Genomic DNA, 17,363 nt, shown 5'->3' with positions numbered 1-17,363 from the left:
TCTCCATGACCCGCCGGTTCACCCGCCTTCTCCTCACCGCCGCCCTGACCGCCGGTCTCGTCGCCGCCCCCGCCGCCGCGCAGGCCTCGACGATCTACCCTCCGGCCGGGTCGTGCACGACGAGCCCGGCGACGATGACCGCCGGCAGCACCGTCACCTTCGGCTGCTCGAACGGAACGTTCTCGGCCGACGAACCCGTCACCGTCACCGTCACCGGGGAGAACGGCGCCGACGCCACCTTCGGCATGGTGCGCATGGCCATCAGTACCGCAAGCGCGACCTTCACCTCGACCGCCGATGGCGCCCTGGCGGGCGTCGCGATCACCTTGCCCGCGAACGCGACCGGCACCTACAACATCGCCGCCGTATCCCCGACCTCGGCAGGCGGCACCGCAGCTGCGAGCATCACCACGGCCGACGGCCTTCCGACCACGGGTCTCGACCAGGCGTCGCTGGCGATCGTGTGGATCGGCGGCGGAGCGCTCCTCGCCGCCGGGGCCGTCCTCGCGGTCGTGGCCGGGGTCCGCCGCTCGCGCGACCGCAACTCCTGACGCCGTTCAGGCTCCCGCGATCTCGACGGACGCCTCGGACGGGCGCGACACCGCGGAGGGGTGAGCCGTCACCAGGATCGGCAGGTGATCCGACCGCCCCTGCGGCAGCGTGCGAACCTTGTCGACCCGGAAGCCGACCGACGTCGCGAAGTCGTAGTGGCCGCGGAAGAAGCGGTATCGCGTATACGTGCGGGCGTCGCTGAGGCTCAGCTCGTAGCCCTGTTCACGCACCTTCTGCCCGAGGTTCTCTTTGAAGACCGGGTAGTTGTAGTCCCCGACCATCAGCGCCGGCAGGCCCTCGCCCAGCGCGCTCAGTTCGTTCAGCGCGGTGCGGATCTGGTGGCGCCGCAGCGAATTGAGCGCCGTCAGCGGCGCCGCGTGGAAAGAGGCGACGATGAACTCGTGGCCGTCGTCGATGTCGTGCAGCCGCACTCCCAGCAGACGCTCTTCCGCAGGCTTGAGCACCCGGTCGTGCAGCGACTTCTTCAGCGACAGCGACCGCACATCGACCGCGCGATAGGCGTTCTCCCGGTAGTAGACCGCGAGCCCGAGACGGTTGCGCTGCGTGGCGTCCGCCAGCCGCAGGCCCCCGATCACCGGCGGGATGTCGCGAGTGTCGTATTCCTGAAGGCACAGCACATCGGCGCCGTGATGCTCGACGAGATGGGCCAGCTCTCCGGCCGCACGGTGTTTGCGCAGGTTGTACGAGATCACCTTCATGGTGCGGCCAGCATATTCCCGCCGGACCCCCGGCGGGCATTCGCAGGGCAATCCCATAGCCGAGACAGGGCCGAGGCTCGGTGCTCCCGCGCGATCGGGATAGCATCGATACGTGACTGTACGCCCGGCACCCGTGCGGCGACGGTTCGGGATGCCGCGGTGGTTGCTGTTCACGCTGCTCGGCGTCACCGCCGTCGCCATCATCGCCGTGCTCGCGGGCATCGGGTCTCTCATCACGTGGGGAGTGCAGACGTTGTCGGCCAGACCGCCCGCCGTGGGCACCACCATCGTCGCGCCGGAGGAGTCCAAGGCCGCCCGCGCGCTCGACGAGCTCACCGCCGGCACCGAGGAATACGAAGCGACCGCCTACCTGGCCCAGCAACCCACGACCTACTGGCTCACGCCGGAGGAGGACCCCCTCGGCGAAGCGACCGCACGCGTGTCGAACCTCGCAGCCGAGGCGCGCGACACGGGGACGGCCCTCTCCGTCGCCGTGTACGGGCTGCCCGGACGAGACTGCGGCAACTTCTCCGCCGGGGGACTCGCCGAAGAGGACTACGCGATCTGGATCGATGAGATCGCGCGCGGACTGAACGCCGCCCCCGACGTGCAGAAGATCGTCATCCTCGAACCGGACAGCCTCGCCCTCGCGCCCGAGTGCGGCAACGTCGAGGAGCGCGTGAGGCAGCTGCGCAACGCCATCGACCGGCTCGCCGGGACCAACACCTGGATCTACGTCGACGGCGGGCATTCGAACTGGGTCCCCGCTGCCGAGATGGCCGGCCTGATCGCCGCCCTCGACCGCGCCGACGACATCCGCGGATTCGCCACCAACGTCTCCAACTACAACCACTCCACCGAGGAGTTCGCCTACGCGCACGAGCTGTCAGACCTGCTGGGCGGCTCGCACGCGATCATCGACACCTCGCGCTCCGGCGCCGGATCCAACGGCGACTGGTGCAACCCGTCGGGGCGCCTCGTCGGCGAGCCGGGCGGCACGCTCGGTGACGAGGTCGTCGACACGAACCTGTGGATCAAGCCGCCCGGCGAGAGCGACGGCACCTGCAACGGCGGTCCGGCCGCGGGCGTGTGGTGGCCCGAAGCGGCCGTCGAGCTCACCCGCGAGGCCCGCTGACCGGCGTGCCGGGGGATACGCCGGTGTACCGGCGGTGTGTAGCATGACCGGAGACATACCTTCCCCCAGCAATGTCCTACCGGGCCCGCACCCTTCCCCAGAGCCGGAGCTTCGCCGATGACCGACCCATCGCTCGACCTCAAGACCGCCGTCATCGTCGAAGACGACCCCGACATCCGCCACCTCCTGCGCGAGGTGCTCGAGGCGGCGGGCTTCTCGACGGTCTCGGTGGGCAACGGGATCGACGGGGTGCGCGCGGTGATGTCCTACCGGCCCCTCATCACCACCCTCGATGTCAACATGCCCGGCATCGACGGATTCGAGGCCGCGCGTCGCATCCGAGCGCAGAGCGACACGTACATCATCATGCTCACCGGTCTCGAAGACGAGGCCGACGTGGTGCTGGGCCTCGGCGCCGGTGCCGACGAGTACATCATCAAGCCGTTCCGTCCGCGGGAGTTCCGTGCCCGCATCGACGCGATGCTCCGGCGGCCCCGCCAAGGCGCATCCGCCCCGGCCGCGCCCCGTCAGGACTCCGTCGGCCCGTCCTTCCCCGGAGGGCGCAACACCTCCCGCGGCCCGCAGCCCTCCTTCGATCAGGCGGAGCGATGGGATGCGGATGCCGGCCCCGGATGGCAGGAGCCCCGGCGAGACGGATACGACGCACCCCGCCCCGACACCGCTCCCCCGCCGCGCGACGACCCCGCCACCTACCGCCTGTCCCCCGGCGCCGAAGCGCCCGCGCACTGGGTACCCGCCTACACCGATCGCCCCGCGCCGGGCACCGACGTCGAGCGGACCACGAACGGCGGGGCGATGGAGCTGGCGGGTCCGTCGGTGATGACCCACCGCGACCTGCAGGTCAACCCCGACTCGCGCGTGGTGATCGTCGGCGGCGAGCAGCTCGATCTGACCCGCACCGAGTTCGACCTGCTGGCCACCCTCATGGAGTCCAAGCGCCGCGTGCGCAGCAAGGCCGACCTCACGCTCGTGCTGCGCGGCGAGTCGTACGTGACGTCGTACTTCGTCGGCGAAGCCGACAAGCGGGCGATCGAGGCGCACATGACCAACCTGCGCCGCAAGCTCGGCGACAACCCGACCAATCCCCGCTACATCGAGACGGTCCGGGGCGTCGGTTACCGTATGACCAGCGAGCTCAGCCCGGCGAATTGACGCCGCATGCCTGAACGCGCATGAGGAGAGCCCCCGCCGTCCGGCGGGGGCTCTCCTCATGCGCGGGGTTCAGACCTTGTACCCCTGGTGACGACGGATCAGCTTGAAGAACATCAGGAGGGTCTGGATGACGGTGACCACACCCACGATCGGCCAGCCGATCCACAGGATGGTGGACTGGACGACCGGATCGAGCATGGACCAGATCACGGCGAGCGCGACGAACACGGCGACCAGCAGGATCAGCGGGATCCAGTGGGTGCTGCCGCCGCCCTTCTCCGCCTTGGCCTGCATCGCCCAGTTGTCCACCTTCTTGCGCGACAGGAACCGCGTCCACGACCGGAGGAAGTGGCTCAGCCGGATCCACATGAAGATCTCGGCCGGAACAACGAGCCCCGCGAACAGGACGTCGCGCGAGTTCCGGTTCTCCATCGTGTAGGCGATGCGCAGGTTCAGCAGCACCGCCATCAGGACGGGGATCAGCCACCACGCCGAGAACACGAACGCGTTGATCGACAGGGAGGCGGCCAGCAGCGTGATGAAGGCGACGCGGACGAACAGGTTCGTGAGCATGCCGAAGTTCTCGAACCAGCGCAGGCGCAGGTTCGGGTGGAACGGTTGACCCTTCGTGTCCCCGCGCTGTCCCGGCCACATGAGTTCGATGGCGCCGTAGGTCCACTTCACCTGCTGGGCGTCGTATCCGCGCAGAGTGGTCATGCCGCCGACATCCGCCCGCGAGAACGGGCTGATCTTCGTGAGGTATCCGGCGCTCTTGATCTGGAGCGAGAGCAACGAGTCCTCCACCTCGCTGTCCTTGACCCACGGCGTCGACTGGTGGTTCTGCCGCATGACCTCGCGGAGGGCATTGGTGGAGAAGATCGAGAACTGCCCGCCGAGCACGGCCATGTTGCGCCCGCGCAGCAGGTTCTGCAGGTTGAACGCCGCGAACTGCGTGCGCTGACCGGCGATCAGGAACTTTCCGATGAGTCCTTTGATCGGGCGGTCGTCGATCGAGTAGATCGCCGAGATCCCGCCGATGCGCGAATCCGACACAGCCTCGGTCTCGAGATACTCCACCGCGCGCGAGTCCGCCGTGGTGTCCCCGTCGACGCCGAGGAGGTAGTCGTATCCTTCGACGAGCGAGTAGCCGTAATTGAGCGCGCCGACCTTCTTGTCGGGGTTCTTGCCGATGTCGTGCACGAACACCTCGGTGAACTGCTCGCCCATCTCCGTCTCGAGCTGGTGGGCGCCGGCGAATTCCGACGCGATGCGCACGGTGGCGTCCGAGGTGTTGTTGACGACGACGTGGATGACATCGGGCACGCGGGTCTGCGCCAGCAACGACTGGATGACGTCGGCGATCGACTCCTCCTCGTTGTAGGCCGGGATGATGCATCCGATCGTCGACCGGTGGCCGGTCGTGTTCTCCAGCACCGCCGAGAAGTCGTCCGCGAAGCCGGGCTCGGTCTCGGCCGCGGGCTCGCGCGGCAGGATCGAATCCGGCGCGTGGGGAGCCGCCGCACGGGGGCTGTTGACGTCGGTCATGATCGTTCCCCTCACGGACGTCATTGCTCTGCTGCCTCGTCGGAGGATATCGCGATGGGGAGGTACTGGTACACCGTCTGCTGCGAGAAGGAGTCGTCGTCGTCGGCGACGCCCTCGACGGCGATGGTCATCGCGAACTCCAATGTCACGCCGTACGTGTCGGCCGGGAGCTGGTTGATCGTGGTCTCCGGGACGAGCAGCCCGCCCTGGAAGCTGTTCAGCAGCAGCCCGCGGTCCGAGCGCAGCGTGTCGCTGGGCACCAGGGTGCGGGGATCCGAGCTGAACTGGAACGGGTTCTGCACCTGTCCCGACGTCTGCGCCGTCTGCGAGGTGATCGAGATCGACGAGATGTAGACGCGGCGCTTCTGGGTCAGCACGGCCTTCTCGTCGACGTAGTGGTCGTAGACGTTCACGGCGAACCCGAACGTCTTCGCGGTCGACGTATCCCATTCGCTCGTGCGCTTGGGGTCGGCCGCCCACACGTCCAGCCGGAGCTCGAGCTGGTCGGCGACGTCGGTGGACAGCGCGACCGAGCCGTCGTAGGCGAAGAGGGAGTCGAACGCGATGTCCTCGGTGGCCAGCGGGGTGGGGCTGGCGTAGGCGACCGGCTCGTCGGCCGCAGCGGGCTGCTGGACTCCGTTGAAGATCTCGGCGACCTGGGTGCAGCCGGCCAGCGAGACGGCCAGCCCGAAGGCCGCGCCCACCGCGACGACGCGGCGCGTGATCGGCGATGACGAAGTGCTCACGATGGTCCGCTCCTGATGATCGAGGGTGCCGCCGGGGTTCGGGTCCCCGGCGGCGTCACGGGATTCCCGCGACATGAACCAGGAAACCAGCCGATTCGGCCGTCTTGAGCTTCTTGAGGTTCCCTTGAGGGAGCCTTGAGGAACGTCCGACGGGGCATCGCGCGGCACGGCGGCGGCCTCTCGTAGACTGAACCGACGGACCGCTCGGGAGGGAACGGCACATGGGAACAGCACGACGCGTCGGCACGGCGACGGCGGCCGCCGCTCTCGCGATCGTCCTCGCCGGTTGCGGCCCCGCCCCGTGGGAGTACGGCGACGGCGGTGACGCGACCCCGTCCCCGACCCGCAGCACCTCGTCCCCGGCCCCGGCGCCGGTGCCCAATGACCTCTCCAGCGGATCGACCCAGCGCGAACTCGTCGCCGGGGCCGTCACCGCGACGGTCGACTACTGGTCGACGTTGTCGATGGACTTGTGGACGGCGGAGGCGGTCAAACCGGTGAGCATCTCGATGGTCACCGAGGTGACCCCCGATGACGGCCAGAAGGTGTACTTGCAGAGCGCCACCATGGTCGCCGTCGCCCATGACCGGGACGGGGAGACCCTGGGCGCCCTCGATCCGCAGAGCGACACCTCCGCGGTCTCCCCCGGCTACCTCGTGCTCGCGCCGTACAGCTATTCCCAGACTTTCAACGTCGGGGCGCTCCCCGCCGACACGGCGTACGTGCAGCTGCAGTTCACCTACGACTTCCTCGTGCAGACCACGCCGACGTCCAAGGAGTACGCGAAGCAGACCGCGAGCGACATGCTCACCGTCGCGATCTTCCAGCCGGGACAGTAGCCGGGCGGGCCGTGCGCGCGCCGCGCGGTCAGTCGCGGTCGCGCCGGTTGCGTGTCTGCGCGGCCCGCGCAGCCAGCTGGTCGGCGGCGGGGTATCCCACGGCCGTGAGCGTCAGCCCTCGGGCGGCGAGCACCTTCACCTCGGGGACCCGCACCAGGTCGTCCCGGATGCGCGCCAGGTCCACCACCCTCAGCCGGCCCTCGCCGACCGCCACGCACCCCCCGACGAGCGCCCGCACCATGCTGTGGCAGAACGCGTCGGCCTTGACGTTCGCCACGAGGACGCCGGACCCGTCCCGCCGCCAGTCGAACTCCAACAGCGTGCGGATGGTCGTCGCCTCTTCCCGGGGCTTGCAGTACGCGGCGAAGTCATGCAGCCCCACCAGCGTGCGAGCGGCCTCATCCATACGGTCCACGTCCAGCTCGGCCCGCACCGTCGTGGTGCGCGACCGCTCGAGCGGGTCGTATCCGGTCGTGTCATCGGCGATCCGGTAGGCGTAGCGCCGCCATACCGCCGAGAAGCGGGCATCGAACCCCTCGGGGGCCGCGCACGTGGTCGTCACGGTCGCGTCCGCGTACGCGCCGAGGACGCCGCGGAGGCGTCCGGCGAGCGCCTCGACCGGATCGCGGTGCGGCCCGCGAGAGCGTCGGGACAGCATCCGTTCGGTCTGCGCGTCGTCGAGGTCGACGTGCGCGACCTGCCCGGTCGCGTGCACACCGGCGTCCGTGCGGCCGGCCACCACGAGGCGCGGATCGCCGCCGAGCACACGGGCGAGCGCCCCTTCGATCTCACCCTGCACGGTGCGATGCGAGGGCTGGCGCGCCCAGCCGCGGAAGTGCGTGCCGTCGTAGGCGATGTCGAGCCGGATGCGCACCGCTCCACCCTACGCCGCCACGGCCGCGCTTCCCGGCGGATGCTCGGCAAGCTCCCCTCGCACGGTCGTACACTGACGTGTCGCCCCGCCTCCCCTCGGCGCCCCGCGTGCACCCCTTCGAACGATGACCACTCCACCGCTTCCCCCCGCCTCGCCCGCGACGCGATATGCGGGCCTCGACGGCCTGCGCGCCATCGCCGTCGGGCTGGTCGTGATCTACCACCTCTTCCCCGGGACCCTGTTGGCGGGAGGGTTCGTCGGCGTGGACGTGTTCTTCGTCATCAGCGGATTCCTCATCACGAGTCTGCTGCTGCGCGAACACCGCGCCACGGGTCGGATCTCCCTGGGGGACTTCTGGCGCCGCCGGGCGCGACGTCTGCTCCCGGCCCTCGCGCTCGTGGTCACGGTCTGCGCGAGTGCCGCCTGGATGATCGGCGGAGACGTCCTGGTTCGCCTGGGCGCCCAAGTGATCGGGGCATTCACCTTCAGCTACAACTGGATCTCCGTCGCCGGCGGCACCGGGTACTTCTCCGCCGCCACCCCGGAGCTGTTCCGCAACTTCTGGTCCCTGGCCGTCGAAGAGCAGTTCTACGTCGTCTGGCCGCTGGTGCTGCCCCTGTTCCTCCTCCTGCCGCGCGCCTGGGCGCGGGTCGGCGCCGCGCTCGCCCTGGCCGTCGCCTCGGCGGCGTGGATGGGTGTGCTCGTCGCCTCCGGCGGCGACCTGACACGCGCGTACTTCGGTACCGACAGTCACGCCTTCGGCATCTTCCTCGGCGTCGGCCTCGCCTTCGGGATCGCTCCGCTGCGGCGGCGGCTCTCTGTCGGCGCCGTCCCGGTGTGGATGCGTTCGGGCGCCGTGCGCACGACGGCTGTCGTCATCGGTTCGGTCGGCCTGCTGGGAATCCTCCTGATCGCGTCCCTTCCGCCGGCCGACACGACGGCGACCTTCCCCGGCGCCCTCGCCGCCGCATCCATCGGTGCCGCCCTCGTCACACTCGCGGGCGTCTGGCCGGGGTCGCCCCTCGGTCGGCACCTCGACGCGCGACCGCTGCGATGGGTGGGCGAGCGTTCCTACGGCATCTACCTGTGGCACTGGCCGCTCCTGGTGCTCCTGGTGGCGGCGATGGAGGGCACCGGGCCCGACGCCGGCGTGCCGGTCGGTATCGGCCTGCTCACCCTCGCCCTCACACTGGTCCTCTCGGGGCTGTCCTACCGTTTCGTCGAGTCACCGGTGCGCCGCGTGGGCTTCCGGGGCAGCCTCCGACGCATCGGAATGGCGCTTCGAGCACGCTCCGGCCGCCGGGTGACCGCCCTCGCGGGGCTCGCCGCCGGGGCCGCTCTGGTCGCCGGCACCGCGGCCGCCGTCGTCGCGGGACCCGCCGTGTCGTCGGGACAGTCCGTCGTCGAGGCAGGAGCCGCCGCACTGGCAGCCGAGACCGCATCCCCCTCGCCGACGGACCCCTCGGCCACCGCCGGCGACGCCGATCAGGAGGCTGCACCGGAGGAGACGCCGGACACCGGCGCGGCCCCGACCCCCTCGCCCACCCCGGTGACCGGCGAGGAGATCACCGCGGTGGGGGACTCGGTCATGCTCGCCTCGGCGCCGTCCCTGTTGGAGCGGTTCCCCGGCATCTCCGTCGACGCGGCGGAGTCGCGCTCCGCCTGGGCCGGGCCGGGGATCCTCCGCACGCTGCGGGACGAGGGACGTCTGCGGCCGGTCGTCGTCGTCGGCCTCGGCACGAACGGACCGGTCGACCGCGCGACGCTCGAGGAGATCGCCGACATCGCGGGCCCCGACCGTCGCGTGGTCCTCGTCAACGCCTTCGCACCGCGCGACTGGGTGCCCGGCGTCAACGACACCCTGCGCACCTTCGCCGCCGCCCACAGCGGCGTCAGCGTCGCCGACTGGAGCGCGGCGATCGACCCGCATCGCGAGCTGCTCGCGGGAGACCGCATCCACCCCGGTCATCGCGGCGGTGACGTGTACGCCGACGCCGTCGCCGCGGGTGTCGAACGGGCCGAGTACGAGCGTGCCGTCCGCCGGTACGGCGAGGAGCTCCGGGCGTTCCGCGACGAGAACAGTCACGGTCCGCCGCTGGTGCCGCAGTGACGGATCCGCTCAGAAGCGCGAGACGAACACCCGATCCCGTTCGGTGGGCGTGAACCCGAGGCGCTCGTACAGCGCGTTCGCCCCCGTGGGGCTCGCGGTGTCGACATCGAGGACCGCCCGTTCCAGCCCGGCCGCGGCGATGGCGCGAAGGGTGCGCGAGATCACGAGCGGCGCCAACCCCTCGCCGCGATGGTCGCGCACCACCCCGATCAGATCGATGTAGCTGTTGCTGACGCCCAGCGTGACCCAGTCGTCCTCGTTGACCGAGGCGAGGCAGAAGGCCACGATCCGGTCCTCCACGACGGCGAGGGTCGACAGATCGCGGCGCAGGAACGCGCCGCCGGTGAACTGCGCCCACCGTTCCGGAGGCGTGGGAAGGCTTCCCCAGTGATCCCGGAACGCATCGTTCCGGGCCTCGCGCGCCGCCTCGTCCCACATCGGATCGAACGCGTACAGCGACACTCGATCGGGGACGTCCGGCTCCGGAACCGGCCGCGACATGTCGCGTTCCATCGTCGTGAACCAGCGCTCGGTGGTCATCCCGGCGCGCTCGGCCAGGACGACGGCGCCGTCATTGCCGTCGTGGACGTAGAGGTGCACTTCGCCGGGGAGGGCGAGATCCGAGGCGGCGAGCACCTGCCGTGCCCGGTCGGACTGCCACGCCAGCAGCCGACCGCCGATGCCGCGTCGTCGCCACCGCGGGTGCACCGCGCCGTCCAGATGCACCTTCAGCGTGGCGGAGGTGTCCGGGTGGCGCATCACCGAGCCGACGGCGATCGGATCGCCGTCGGCGGTGAACCCCAGCGCCGTGTCGGCGAGATGATCGACGTCCGGGAGGGCGAACGTGTCGGCCACGTCCTCGCGCGGCGTCACCCACGTCGGGTGATCGACGCGGTCGGCCGCGGCGATGACGGCATGGATCGCATCCACGTCGTCGACTGTCGCGCCACGCCAGACCGCGACGTCGGGGTGGGCGGGGTGGGGCAGGCGTTCCGGGGCACTCACGCGCGCGCTGAGCGGCGTATCCGGCCCATCCGGGGTCTCGGTCACCCGCACACTCTAAACCGCCCGCAGACGGCCGCACGACCCGCGCGCCGGCACCTGCCGACGCGCGGTGGGGGCCTCAGAAGTGGCGGGTGAAGACCTGCTCACGGTCGCGCTCGGCGAAGCCGAGGCTCTCGTAGAGCGTGTTCGCCCCCGTCGGACTGTCGGTGTCCACGTCGAGCTGGGTCGCCTTCAGGTCGGCGGCGGCCATCGCGCGCAGCGTGCGGCGGATCACACGCGGCGCCAGCCCTTTGCCGCGGTGGGCACGCACGACGCCGATGTACTCGATGTAGGCGTACGGCAGTCCGCGGCGCTCCCAGTTGTCCTCGTTCACGGTGACGAGGCAGAACGCCGCGACCTCCCCGTCGATGATCGCGATGGTCGACAGGTCCAGGCGGAAGTGCTCCGACCCCGTGAAGGCGTTCCAGTACTCCTCGGAATACGGCACGCTTCCCCAGTGGTCGCGGAAGGCGTCGTTGCGCGCCAGGCGCACATCGTCGACCCGGTCTGCAGACAGCGGAACCAGATCCACACCGGGCTCGACGTCGCCCTCCACCTCGAAGACCGGTTCGGTCAGGTCTCGTTCCATGACCACGAACCAGCGTCCGACCGTCATGCCGAGGTCGCCCGCGATGACGGCAGCACCCGGGTCGTTCTCATGGACGTACTGTTCGATGACGCCGTCGACGGTCGCGTCCGTCTCCGCGGCGAGAAGCTGGAGCGCACGGTCGTACTGCCAGCGACCGACGATCGTCCCGAGGCCGCGGCGGCGCATGTCGGGGACGACCGCGCCCTGGAGGCTCACACGGACCTCGAGCGTGGTGTCCTCCTGCTTGATCGCCGCGCCGACCGCGACGATGCGACCCTCCGGCGTCTCGCCCACGAGGAGGTCGTCGGGGGTGGTCTGCGGGAGCTCGAACCAGTCCTCCACATCCCCCCGGGCGAAAGCCCACGTCGGGTGGTCGACCTCATCGGCGGACACGAGCGCGGCGTGGATGGCCTCGATGTCGTCTGTCGTCGGAGATCGCCACGCCACGTCGGGATGCGCGGCGGGCGCGAGGGTCTCGGGAGCGGTCACACGGTGGTTCAGGGTCTGGTCGGCCACCTTCCCACGGTACGCGGGTCCCCCCGGTGCGGGTCAAACCGAGCCGGTGACGACGGAAGGCCCGCCACCCTCTCGGGTCGCGGGCCTTCCGGCTGCGGTGGCGCCGGCCGTGCCGGCGGCGATCACTTCGTTTCGTCGGCGTCCTCGGCGGCGGCCTCGGCGGCTTCGCCTTCCTCGGTCGACTCGGCACCGGCCTCGGCGGCGGCGTCCTCGGCGGGGGTCTCCTCGGCGGGGGTCTCCTCGGCGGGGTCCTGCTCGGCGGGGGTCTCCTCGGCGACCGGCGCCGCGGCCGTCTTGGTGTTCTTCGCCTTCGGGGTCACCGGCTCGAGAACGAGCTCGATGACGGCCATGGGGGCGTTGTCACCCTTGCGGTTGCCGACCTTGGTGATGCGGGTGTAGCCGCCCTCACGCTCGGCGACCAGCGGGGCGATCTCGGCGAACAGGATGTGCACGACTTCCTTGTCACCGATGATCGACTGCACGCGACGGCGGGCGTGCAGGTCGCCGCGCTTGGCGAACGTGATGAGACGCTCCGCCAGCGGACGCAGGCGCTTCGCCTTGGTCTCGGTGGTCTGGATCGACTTGTGGGTGTACAGCGCCGCGGCGAGGTTCGCAAGCAGCAGGCGCTCGTGTGCGGGGCCGCCTCCGAGGCGGGGACCCTTGGTGGGCTTGGGCATGTCTCAATTACTCCAGTGGGGAAAAGTCGGTCGAAAACGGATGCCGGTCAGACCGGCGGCCGTGCGGCTCAGGCGTTCTCTTCGTCGTAGCCGGCGTAGAAGTGCGCGCCGTCGAACCCGGGGACCGAGTCCTTGAGCGAGAGGCCGAGCGAGACGAGCTTGTCGCGCACCTCGTCGACCGACTTCTGACCGAAGTTGCGGATGTTCATCAGCTGGGTCTCCGAGAGGGCGACCAGTTCGCTGACGGTGTTGATGCCTTCGCGCTTGAGGCAGTTGTACGAACGCACCGACAGATCGAGGTCCTCGATCGGCATCGACAGCTCGTTCGAGGCGACCTCGGCGACCGGCGCGGGGCCGATCTCGATGCCCTCGGCCTCGACGTTCAGCTCGCGCGCGAGGCCGAACAGCTCGGTGAGGGTGCGGCCCGCCGAGGCGACGGCGTCGCGCGGGGCGATCGACGGCTTGGTCTCGACATCCAGCACCAGCTTGTCGAAGTCGGTGCGCTCCCCGGCACGGGTGGCGTCGACACGGTAGCTGACCTTGAGGACCGGCGAGTAGATCGAGTCGACCGGGATCTGGCCGGCCTCGGCGTACTCGTTGCGGTTCTGGTTGGCCGACACATAGCCGCGGCCGCGCTCGATGGTGAGCTCGAGCTCGAACTTGGCGGTGTCGTTGAGCGTCGCGATGACCAGCTCGGGGTTGTGCACCTCGACACCGGCCGGGGCCGAGATGTCGGCGGCGGTGACCTCGCCGGCGCCCGTCTTGCGCAGGTAGGCGGTGATGGGCTCGTCGCGCTCGCTCGAGACGACCAGCTGCTTGATGTTCAGGATGATCTCGGTGACATCCTCCTTCACACCGGGGATCGTGCTGAACTCGTGCAGGACTCCGTCGATGCGGATTCCGGTGACGGCGGCACCGGGGATCGACGAGAGCAGGCTGCGACGCAGCGCATTGCCGATCGTGTACCCGAAGCCGGGCTCGAGCGGCTCGATGACGAAGCGGCTGCGGAACTCCCCGATCTTCTCCTCGTTCAGGGTGGGACGCTGTGCGATGAGCACTATGTGTTCCTTTCGGCTAAGTGCCCGCTATATGACACTTGCTGGTTGAGTTGTTGAGTTGTGGGACGGTCCGCCCGGCGGCGGCCCGTCGTGAAACGACCGAATCCCGGGCCGGTGCGCGGGCGGACCCACGCACCGGAACCCGGGTGCGGCAAACTCAGACGCGGCGGCGCTTCGGGGGGCGGCAGCCGTTGTGCGCCTGCGGGGTGACGTCCTGGATGGACCCCACCTCGAGGCCGGCGGCCTGCAGCGAGCGGATCGCGGTCTCGCGGCCCGACCCCGGGCCCTTCACGAAGACGTCGACCTTCTTGACGCCGTGGTCCTGCGCCTGGCGCGCGGCGGCTTCGGCCGCCATGCCCGCGGCGTAGGGGGTCGACTTGCGCGATCCCTTGAAGCCCACGCCACCGGACGATGCCCAGCTGATGACGGCGCCCGACGGGTCGGTGATCGAGACGATCGTGTTGTTGAACGTCGACTTGATGTGGGCCTGGCCCAGCGCGATGTTCTTCTTCTCCTTGCGGCGCGGCTTGCGCGCAGCGGTCTTGGCCTGTGCCATGAGTGTTCTCCTCTAAACCTTGCAGCGCGCCTTAGCGGGCCTTCTTCTTACCGGCGACGGTGCGCTTCGGCCCCTTGCGGGTACGGGCGTTCGTCTTCGTGCGCTGACCGCGCACCGGGAGGCCGCGGCGGTGGCGCAGGCCCTCGTAGGAGCCGATCTCCACCTTGCGGCGGATGTCGGCGGCCACCTCGCGTCGGAGGTCACCCTCGACCTTGTAGGTGCCCTCGATGAAGTCGCGGAGCGCGACGAGCTGGTCGTCGCTGAGGTCCTTGACGCGGATGTTCCCGTCGATCTCGGTCGACGCGAGAATTTCGGCGGAACGGGTACGGCCGATGCCGTAGATGTACGTGAGAGCGATCACCACGCGCTTGTCGCGCGGGATGTCGACTCCGGCCAGACGTGCCATGTCGTCTCCAAAGGAGTGTCGTGGAGGTGTGGAGCAGGATCGGTGCCCGGGCCTCCGCCCCGAGGTGTCCCCCTTGCGGGTTCTGATCCTGCCGTAGGTGTGTTCAGTTGTACGTGGGTGGGATCTCGGTGGAGATCGAGGGAGATTTCGATACGGCCGCGGGGCGGCCTACTCGATCATGACCCGAGTCGCATCAACGCGCGCTGCGCGCGCATCGATCCGACACGCGTCATCCCTGGCGCTGCTTGTGGCGGGGGTTGGACTTGCAGATGACCATGACGCGGCCGTTGCGACGGATGACCTTGCAGTGGTCGCAGATCGGCTTGACGCTGGGGTTGACCTTCATTGTTCTGTTCCTTGTTCGCTGTCTTCGTGCCTCGGTGTGCGGCGGCTGCCGCGCACCGGGCCGTTACTTCTCGACCGGCTCAGCGGTAGCGGTACACGATCCGACCCCGGGTGAGGTCGTACGGGCTGAGTTCGACGACGACGCGGTCCTCGGGGATGATGCGGATGTAGTTCTGCCGCATCTTCCCGGAGATCGTGGCCAGCACCTTGTGCCCGTTGGTCAGCTCGACGCGGAACATCGCGTTGGGCAGGGCCTCGGAGATGACGCCCTCGATCTCGATGACACCGTCTTTCTTCGCCATAAACTCACTATCGCTCGTGCAGCTCGCGTGCCCGACTCCCGTACGGTGTCAACCGTGGCGGGGCGCCGTGCAGCCGATCGGTCTGCGGTGATGGGTTGGTGGTGCGCGGACACGCCACGATAGGCGCAACGCACCAAAGAACGAGCATACGTGGTATTGCCCGCCCGCACAACTACGCGTTATCCTCCCCCGCCCCTTCCATCCCGAGTCCACCCCATCTCGCCGAATCCACCCCGTGGCAACGCAGGCGGAGGGTGGATTCGGCGCGTTGCAGTGGATTGAGGGGATGTCACCGCGGCGGATGAACGCCGTGACGGGCAAGCCGGTCCCGGAGGGCGGCGGCCGAGGCAAGCTGCGCGGATGTCCAGCGCACGAAGCGTCTCTGGCTGATCCCGCGGATCCAATCCTCTCGCTCCTTCTCCCGTCGAACGACCTGTTCGATCGTCCGGCCCGCTCGGAGCTCGGCCTCGACGTACTTCCCTTCGCCGTCGAACTCGCCGAGCGCCGCCACGTCGTCCAGACCGAAGTCGACCGCCCAGTCCTGCCCCGCCGGCCCCACGAACGGCACCTGCAGGCGGATGTGTCGGAAGCCGAGCTCATCGAGCAGGACACGACTGACACTTTCGCCGGGCAGCTGCGCGCGACCGTCCGCGAAGGCGAAGACCCACCGTGCCTGACGGATTCCCCGCGCGCCGGTCGTGAGGCGCGTCATCACCGCGTCCCGCCACTGCTCCGCCCGTTCCGGGTCGTACGTCCGCGACCGCTCGTCCCACGCCACCGAGCGCATCGCCGCGTCGAGGCAGGCGACGGCGGCGTTCCGGCTCACCTGCCGCGCGACGTCGTAGGCAGTGCGCGTCAGACCCGTGCACCGGATCCCGCCGATCGTGACGACGTCCTCGTCGGGCACCGCGACACCGTGATGGGCCACCAGCCCACCGGAGTTCGTCCGTCCGTCCGTCCCGCCACCGCTGATGTGGACGCGCGTCGGCCGGGTCCGGTACAGCGGCAGCCCGTGCAAGACCGCCGCCGAGACGTGTGACACCACAGCTTCACCACCCTGGCGTCGCTGATCGCATGCGACGACCTCCAAGAGGTGTCGGTCCTCTGCGTAGAGTCCCTCCCATCTCTTCGTCGTGACGAATCGCCCCGGGCCGAGCCGACGAAGCTCTCCCCGTTCGACCCGTCGACGCAGCTCGCGCTCGCCCATGTCCCACACCAGCCGGTCCCGCGAGAGGATGTCGGCCCGCGCCTGTTCGATGTCCACGGCTCGATGGTCACGCGCCCGCGCATCCGCTGCGTCGGCCGATCACTCCGTCGTGCACCGCAACCTCCCGGTGCCCTCCTGGGGAGGGCGAGTGCCCTCCCGCGAAACCACCCCTTCTCAACGAATCCACCCCTCTCCGGCGCCGGAAAGGGGTGGATTCGTTGAGAAGGGGTGGACTCGGCCGCGGGGCCGCGGGGGCCGGGTCGCGGGGTCAGCTGAAGAGGGAGGCCAGGTTCTCGGGCTCGGGGAGCTCGGAGTTGGCGATGACCTCGCCGTTGATCTCGATCGTCGGGGTCGCGATGCCGGAGTTGCCCGGCTGCACCGGCGTGTTCTGGGTCATCGCCGTCACGTAGTCGGTGTACTCGCCGTCGGTGACGCACGCGTCGATGCCGGTCACGCCGACGCCCTCCGCGATCGCGAGGATCTCCTCGTCCGCGAGTCCCTCGGTGTTCTCGGCGGGCTGGCCGGCGAACATGGCCTGCATGAAGGGCACCGCCGCGTCGGGGTCGGCCTCCGCCACGCAGTACATCGCGCTCGCCGCACGCGTGGAGTACTCGGTGCCCTGCGAGAAGCGATCGAGGATCGAGATCGGGTGGATGTTGAGGGTGATCGTGCCCTCCTCGACGAGGGCGAGGATGTCTTCGCCGTACGCGTCCTCGAACTGCCCGCAGATGGGGCACATGAAGTCGATGTAGGTGTCCATCGTCTGGTCACCGTCTCCGACGACGACGGCACCGGTCTCCTGGTTGATGCCGGAACCCTGCGGCGGCTCGCCCGGGTCGGTGGCGGCGTTGTTCATCCAGACGACCAGCACGGTCACGACGACCAGCACCGCGACGACCACGACGCTGACCCACACGGCGAACCAGTTCGTCTGCTTCGCGCTCGTTGCCATCATGCTGTGTTCCTCTTC

At 69.6% G+C, this 17,363-nt stretch carries 19 protein-coding genes; 5 read left to right on the top strand and 14 right to left on the bottom strand.

Annotated features, from left to right (window positions below):
* The first annotated feature begins 5 nt into the window (after nucleotides 1-5).
* The gene (locus RZO50_RS06525) at nucleotides 6-551 is read left to right on the top strand and encodes an LPXTG cell wall anchor domain-containing protein (RefSeq protein WP_322598904.1); all 546 of its coding nucleotides are present in this window, start codon (nucleotides 6-8) and stop codon (nucleotides 549-551) included.
* Between the two features lie 6 nt (nucleotides 552-557).
* Here RZO50_RS06525 and RZO50_RS06520 read toward each other — a convergent pair whose 3' ends face one another.
* On the bottom strand, nucleotides 558-1,271 hold the full coding sequence (locus tag RZO50_RS06520) for an endonuclease/exonuclease/phosphatase family protein (RefSeq protein WP_322598903.1): 714 nt from the start codon (nucleotides 1,269-1,271) through the stop codon (nucleotides 558-560).
* Nucleotides 1,272-1,383: 112 nt separating this feature from the next.
* Between RZO50_RS06520 and RZO50_RS06515 the strand changes: the two genes are divergently transcribed.
* The gene (locus tag RZO50_RS06515; RefSeq protein ID WP_322598902.1) at nucleotides 1,384-2,406 is read left to right on the top strand and encodes a glycoside hydrolase family 6 protein; all 1,023 of its coding nucleotides are present in this window, start codon (nucleotides 1,384-1,386) and stop codon (nucleotides 2,404-2,406) included.
* 117 nt (nucleotides 2,407-2,523) lie between these two features.
* Nucleotides 2,524-3,579 carry a response regulator transcription factor gene (locus tag RZO50_RS06510; RefSeq protein WP_322598901.1) on the top strand — a complete coding sequence of 352 codons (1,056 nt, stop codon included), beginning with the start codon at nucleotides 2,524-2,526 and terminating at the stop codon, nucleotides 3,577-3,579.
* Nucleotides 3,580-3,648: 69 nt separating this feature from the next.
* Here RZO50_RS06510 and RZO50_RS06505 read toward each other — a convergent pair whose 3' ends face one another.
* Both RZO50_RS06505 and RZO50_RS06500 read right to left on the bottom strand, forming a co-directional pair.
* Nucleotides 3,649-5,124 carry a glycosyltransferase family 2 protein gene (locus RZO50_RS06505; RefSeq protein WP_322598900.1) on the bottom strand — a complete coding sequence of 492 codons (1,476 nt, stop codon included), beginning with the start codon at nucleotides 5,122-5,124 and terminating at the stop codon, nucleotides 3,649-3,651.
* Nucleotides 5,125-5,144: 20 nt separating this feature from the next.
* Nucleotides 5,145-5,870: a fructose 1,6-bisphosphatase gene (locus RZO50_RS06500; RefSeq protein WP_322598899.1), complete on the bottom strand. Its 726-nt coding sequence runs from the start codon at nucleotides 5,868-5,870 to the stop codon at nucleotides 5,145-5,147.
* 221 nt (nucleotides 5,871-6,091) lie between these two features.
* Between RZO50_RS06500 and RZO50_RS06495 the strand changes: the two genes are divergently transcribed.
* Nucleotides 6,092-6,709 carry a hypothetical protein gene (locus RZO50_RS06495; RefSeq protein WP_322598898.1) on the top strand — a complete coding sequence of 206 codons (618 nt, stop codon included), beginning with the start codon at nucleotides 6,092-6,094 and terminating at the stop codon, nucleotides 6,707-6,709.
* Nucleotides 6,710-6,737: 28 nt separating this feature from the next.
* Here the strand turns inward: RZO50_RS06495 and truA are convergent, their stop codons facing one another.
* Nucleotides 6,738-7,583 carry a tRNA pseudouridine(38-40) synthase TruA gene (gene truA / locus RZO50_RS06490; RefSeq protein WP_322598897.1) on the bottom strand — a complete coding sequence of 282 codons (846 nt, stop codon included), beginning with the start codon at nucleotides 7,581-7,583 and terminating at the stop codon, nucleotides 6,738-6,740.
* A gap of 124 nt (nucleotides 7,584-7,707) precedes the next feature.
* On the opposite strand from truA, the gene RZO50_RS06485 reads away from it, so the two are divergent.
* Nucleotides 7,708-9,693, top strand: a complete 1,986-nt coding sequence (locus tag RZO50_RS06485) for an acyltransferase family protein (RefSeq protein WP_322598896.1) — start codon at nucleotides 7,708-7,710, stop codon at nucleotides 9,691-9,693.
* Between the two features lie 9 nt (nucleotides 9,694-9,702).
* Here the strand turns inward: RZO50_RS06485 and RZO50_RS06480 are convergent, their stop codons facing one another.
* The 10 genes from RZO50_RS06480 to RZO50_RS06435 form a co-directional block, all read right to left on the bottom strand.
* Complete coding sequence (locus RZO50_RS06480) at nucleotides 9,703-10,743, bottom strand: GNAT family N-acetyltransferase (RefSeq protein ID WP_322598895.1); 1,041 nt, start codon at nucleotides 10,741-10,743, stop codon at nucleotides 9,703-9,705.
* Nucleotides 10,744-10,816: 73 nt separating this feature from the next.
* Entirely contained in the window at nucleotides 10,817-11,842 is a 1,026-nt protein-coding gene (locus RZO50_RS06475) for a GNAT family N-acetyltransferase (protein WP_322598894.1), read from the bottom strand.
* Between the two features lie 122 nt (nucleotides 11,843-11,964).
* Nucleotides 11,965-12,519 carry a 50S ribosomal protein L17 gene (rplQ, locus tag RZO50_RS06470; RefSeq protein ID WP_322598893.1) on the bottom strand — a complete coding sequence of 185 codons (555 nt, stop codon included), beginning with the start codon at nucleotides 12,517-12,519 and terminating at the stop codon, nucleotides 11,965-11,967.
* Between the two features lie 68 nt (nucleotides 12,520-12,587).
* A complete protein-coding gene (locus tag RZO50_RS06465; protein WP_322598892.1) occupies nucleotides 12,588-13,577 on the bottom strand; it encodes a DNA-directed RNA polymerase subunit alpha in 990 nt (329 codons plus the stop codon).
* 157 nt (nucleotides 13,578-13,734) lie between these two features.
* Nucleotides 13,735-14,133, bottom strand: a complete 399-nt coding sequence (gene rpsK, locus RZO50_RS06460) for a 30S ribosomal protein S11 (RefSeq protein WP_071044935.1) — start codon at nucleotides 14,131-14,133, stop codon at nucleotides 13,735-13,737.
* A gap of 31 nt (nucleotides 14,134-14,164) precedes the next feature.
* Nucleotides 14,165-14,539 carry a 30S ribosomal protein S13 gene (rpsM, locus tag RZO50_RS06455; RefSeq protein ID WP_071044934.1) on the bottom strand — a complete coding sequence of 125 codons (375 nt, stop codon included), beginning with the start codon at nucleotides 14,537-14,539 and terminating at the stop codon, nucleotides 14,165-14,167.
* Nucleotides 14,540-14,768: 229 nt separating this feature from the next.
* Nucleotides 14,769-14,885, bottom strand: a complete 117-nt coding sequence (rpmJ, locus tag RZO50_RS06450; RefSeq protein WP_055821300.1) for a 50S ribosomal protein L36 — start codon at nucleotides 14,883-14,885, stop codon at nucleotides 14,769-14,771.
* A gap of 79 nt (nucleotides 14,886-14,964) precedes the next feature.
* Nucleotides 14,965-15,186 carry a translation initiation factor IF-1 gene (infA, locus tag RZO50_RS06445; protein WP_028496510.1) on the bottom strand — a complete coding sequence of 74 codons (222 nt, stop codon included), beginning with the start codon at nucleotides 15,184-15,186 and terminating at the stop codon, nucleotides 14,965-14,967.
* Between the two features lie 289 nt (nucleotides 15,187-15,475).
* Nucleotides 15,476-16,450, bottom strand: coding sequence for a hypothetical protein (locus RZO50_RS06440; protein WP_322598891.1), 975 nt, complete (start codon nucleotides 16,448-16,450; stop codon nucleotides 15,476-15,478).
* 211 nt (nucleotides 16,451-16,661) lie between these two features.
* A complete protein-coding gene (locus tag RZO50_RS06435; protein ID WP_322598890.1) occupies nucleotides 16,662-17,348 on the bottom strand; it encodes a DsbA family protein in 687 nt (228 codons plus the stop codon).
* Nucleotides 17,349-17,363: the final 15 nt, after the last annotated feature.

Origin of the sequence: Microbacterium xanthum, assembly GCF_034531355.1 — a bacterium.
Classification (GTDB): domain Bacteria; phylum Actinomycetota; class Actinomycetes; order Actinomycetales; family Microbacteriaceae; genus Microbacterium; species Microbacterium xanthum.
Note: the sequence above shows the minus strand (reverse complement) of the source record. Positions and strands in the feature narration are given on the sequence as shown.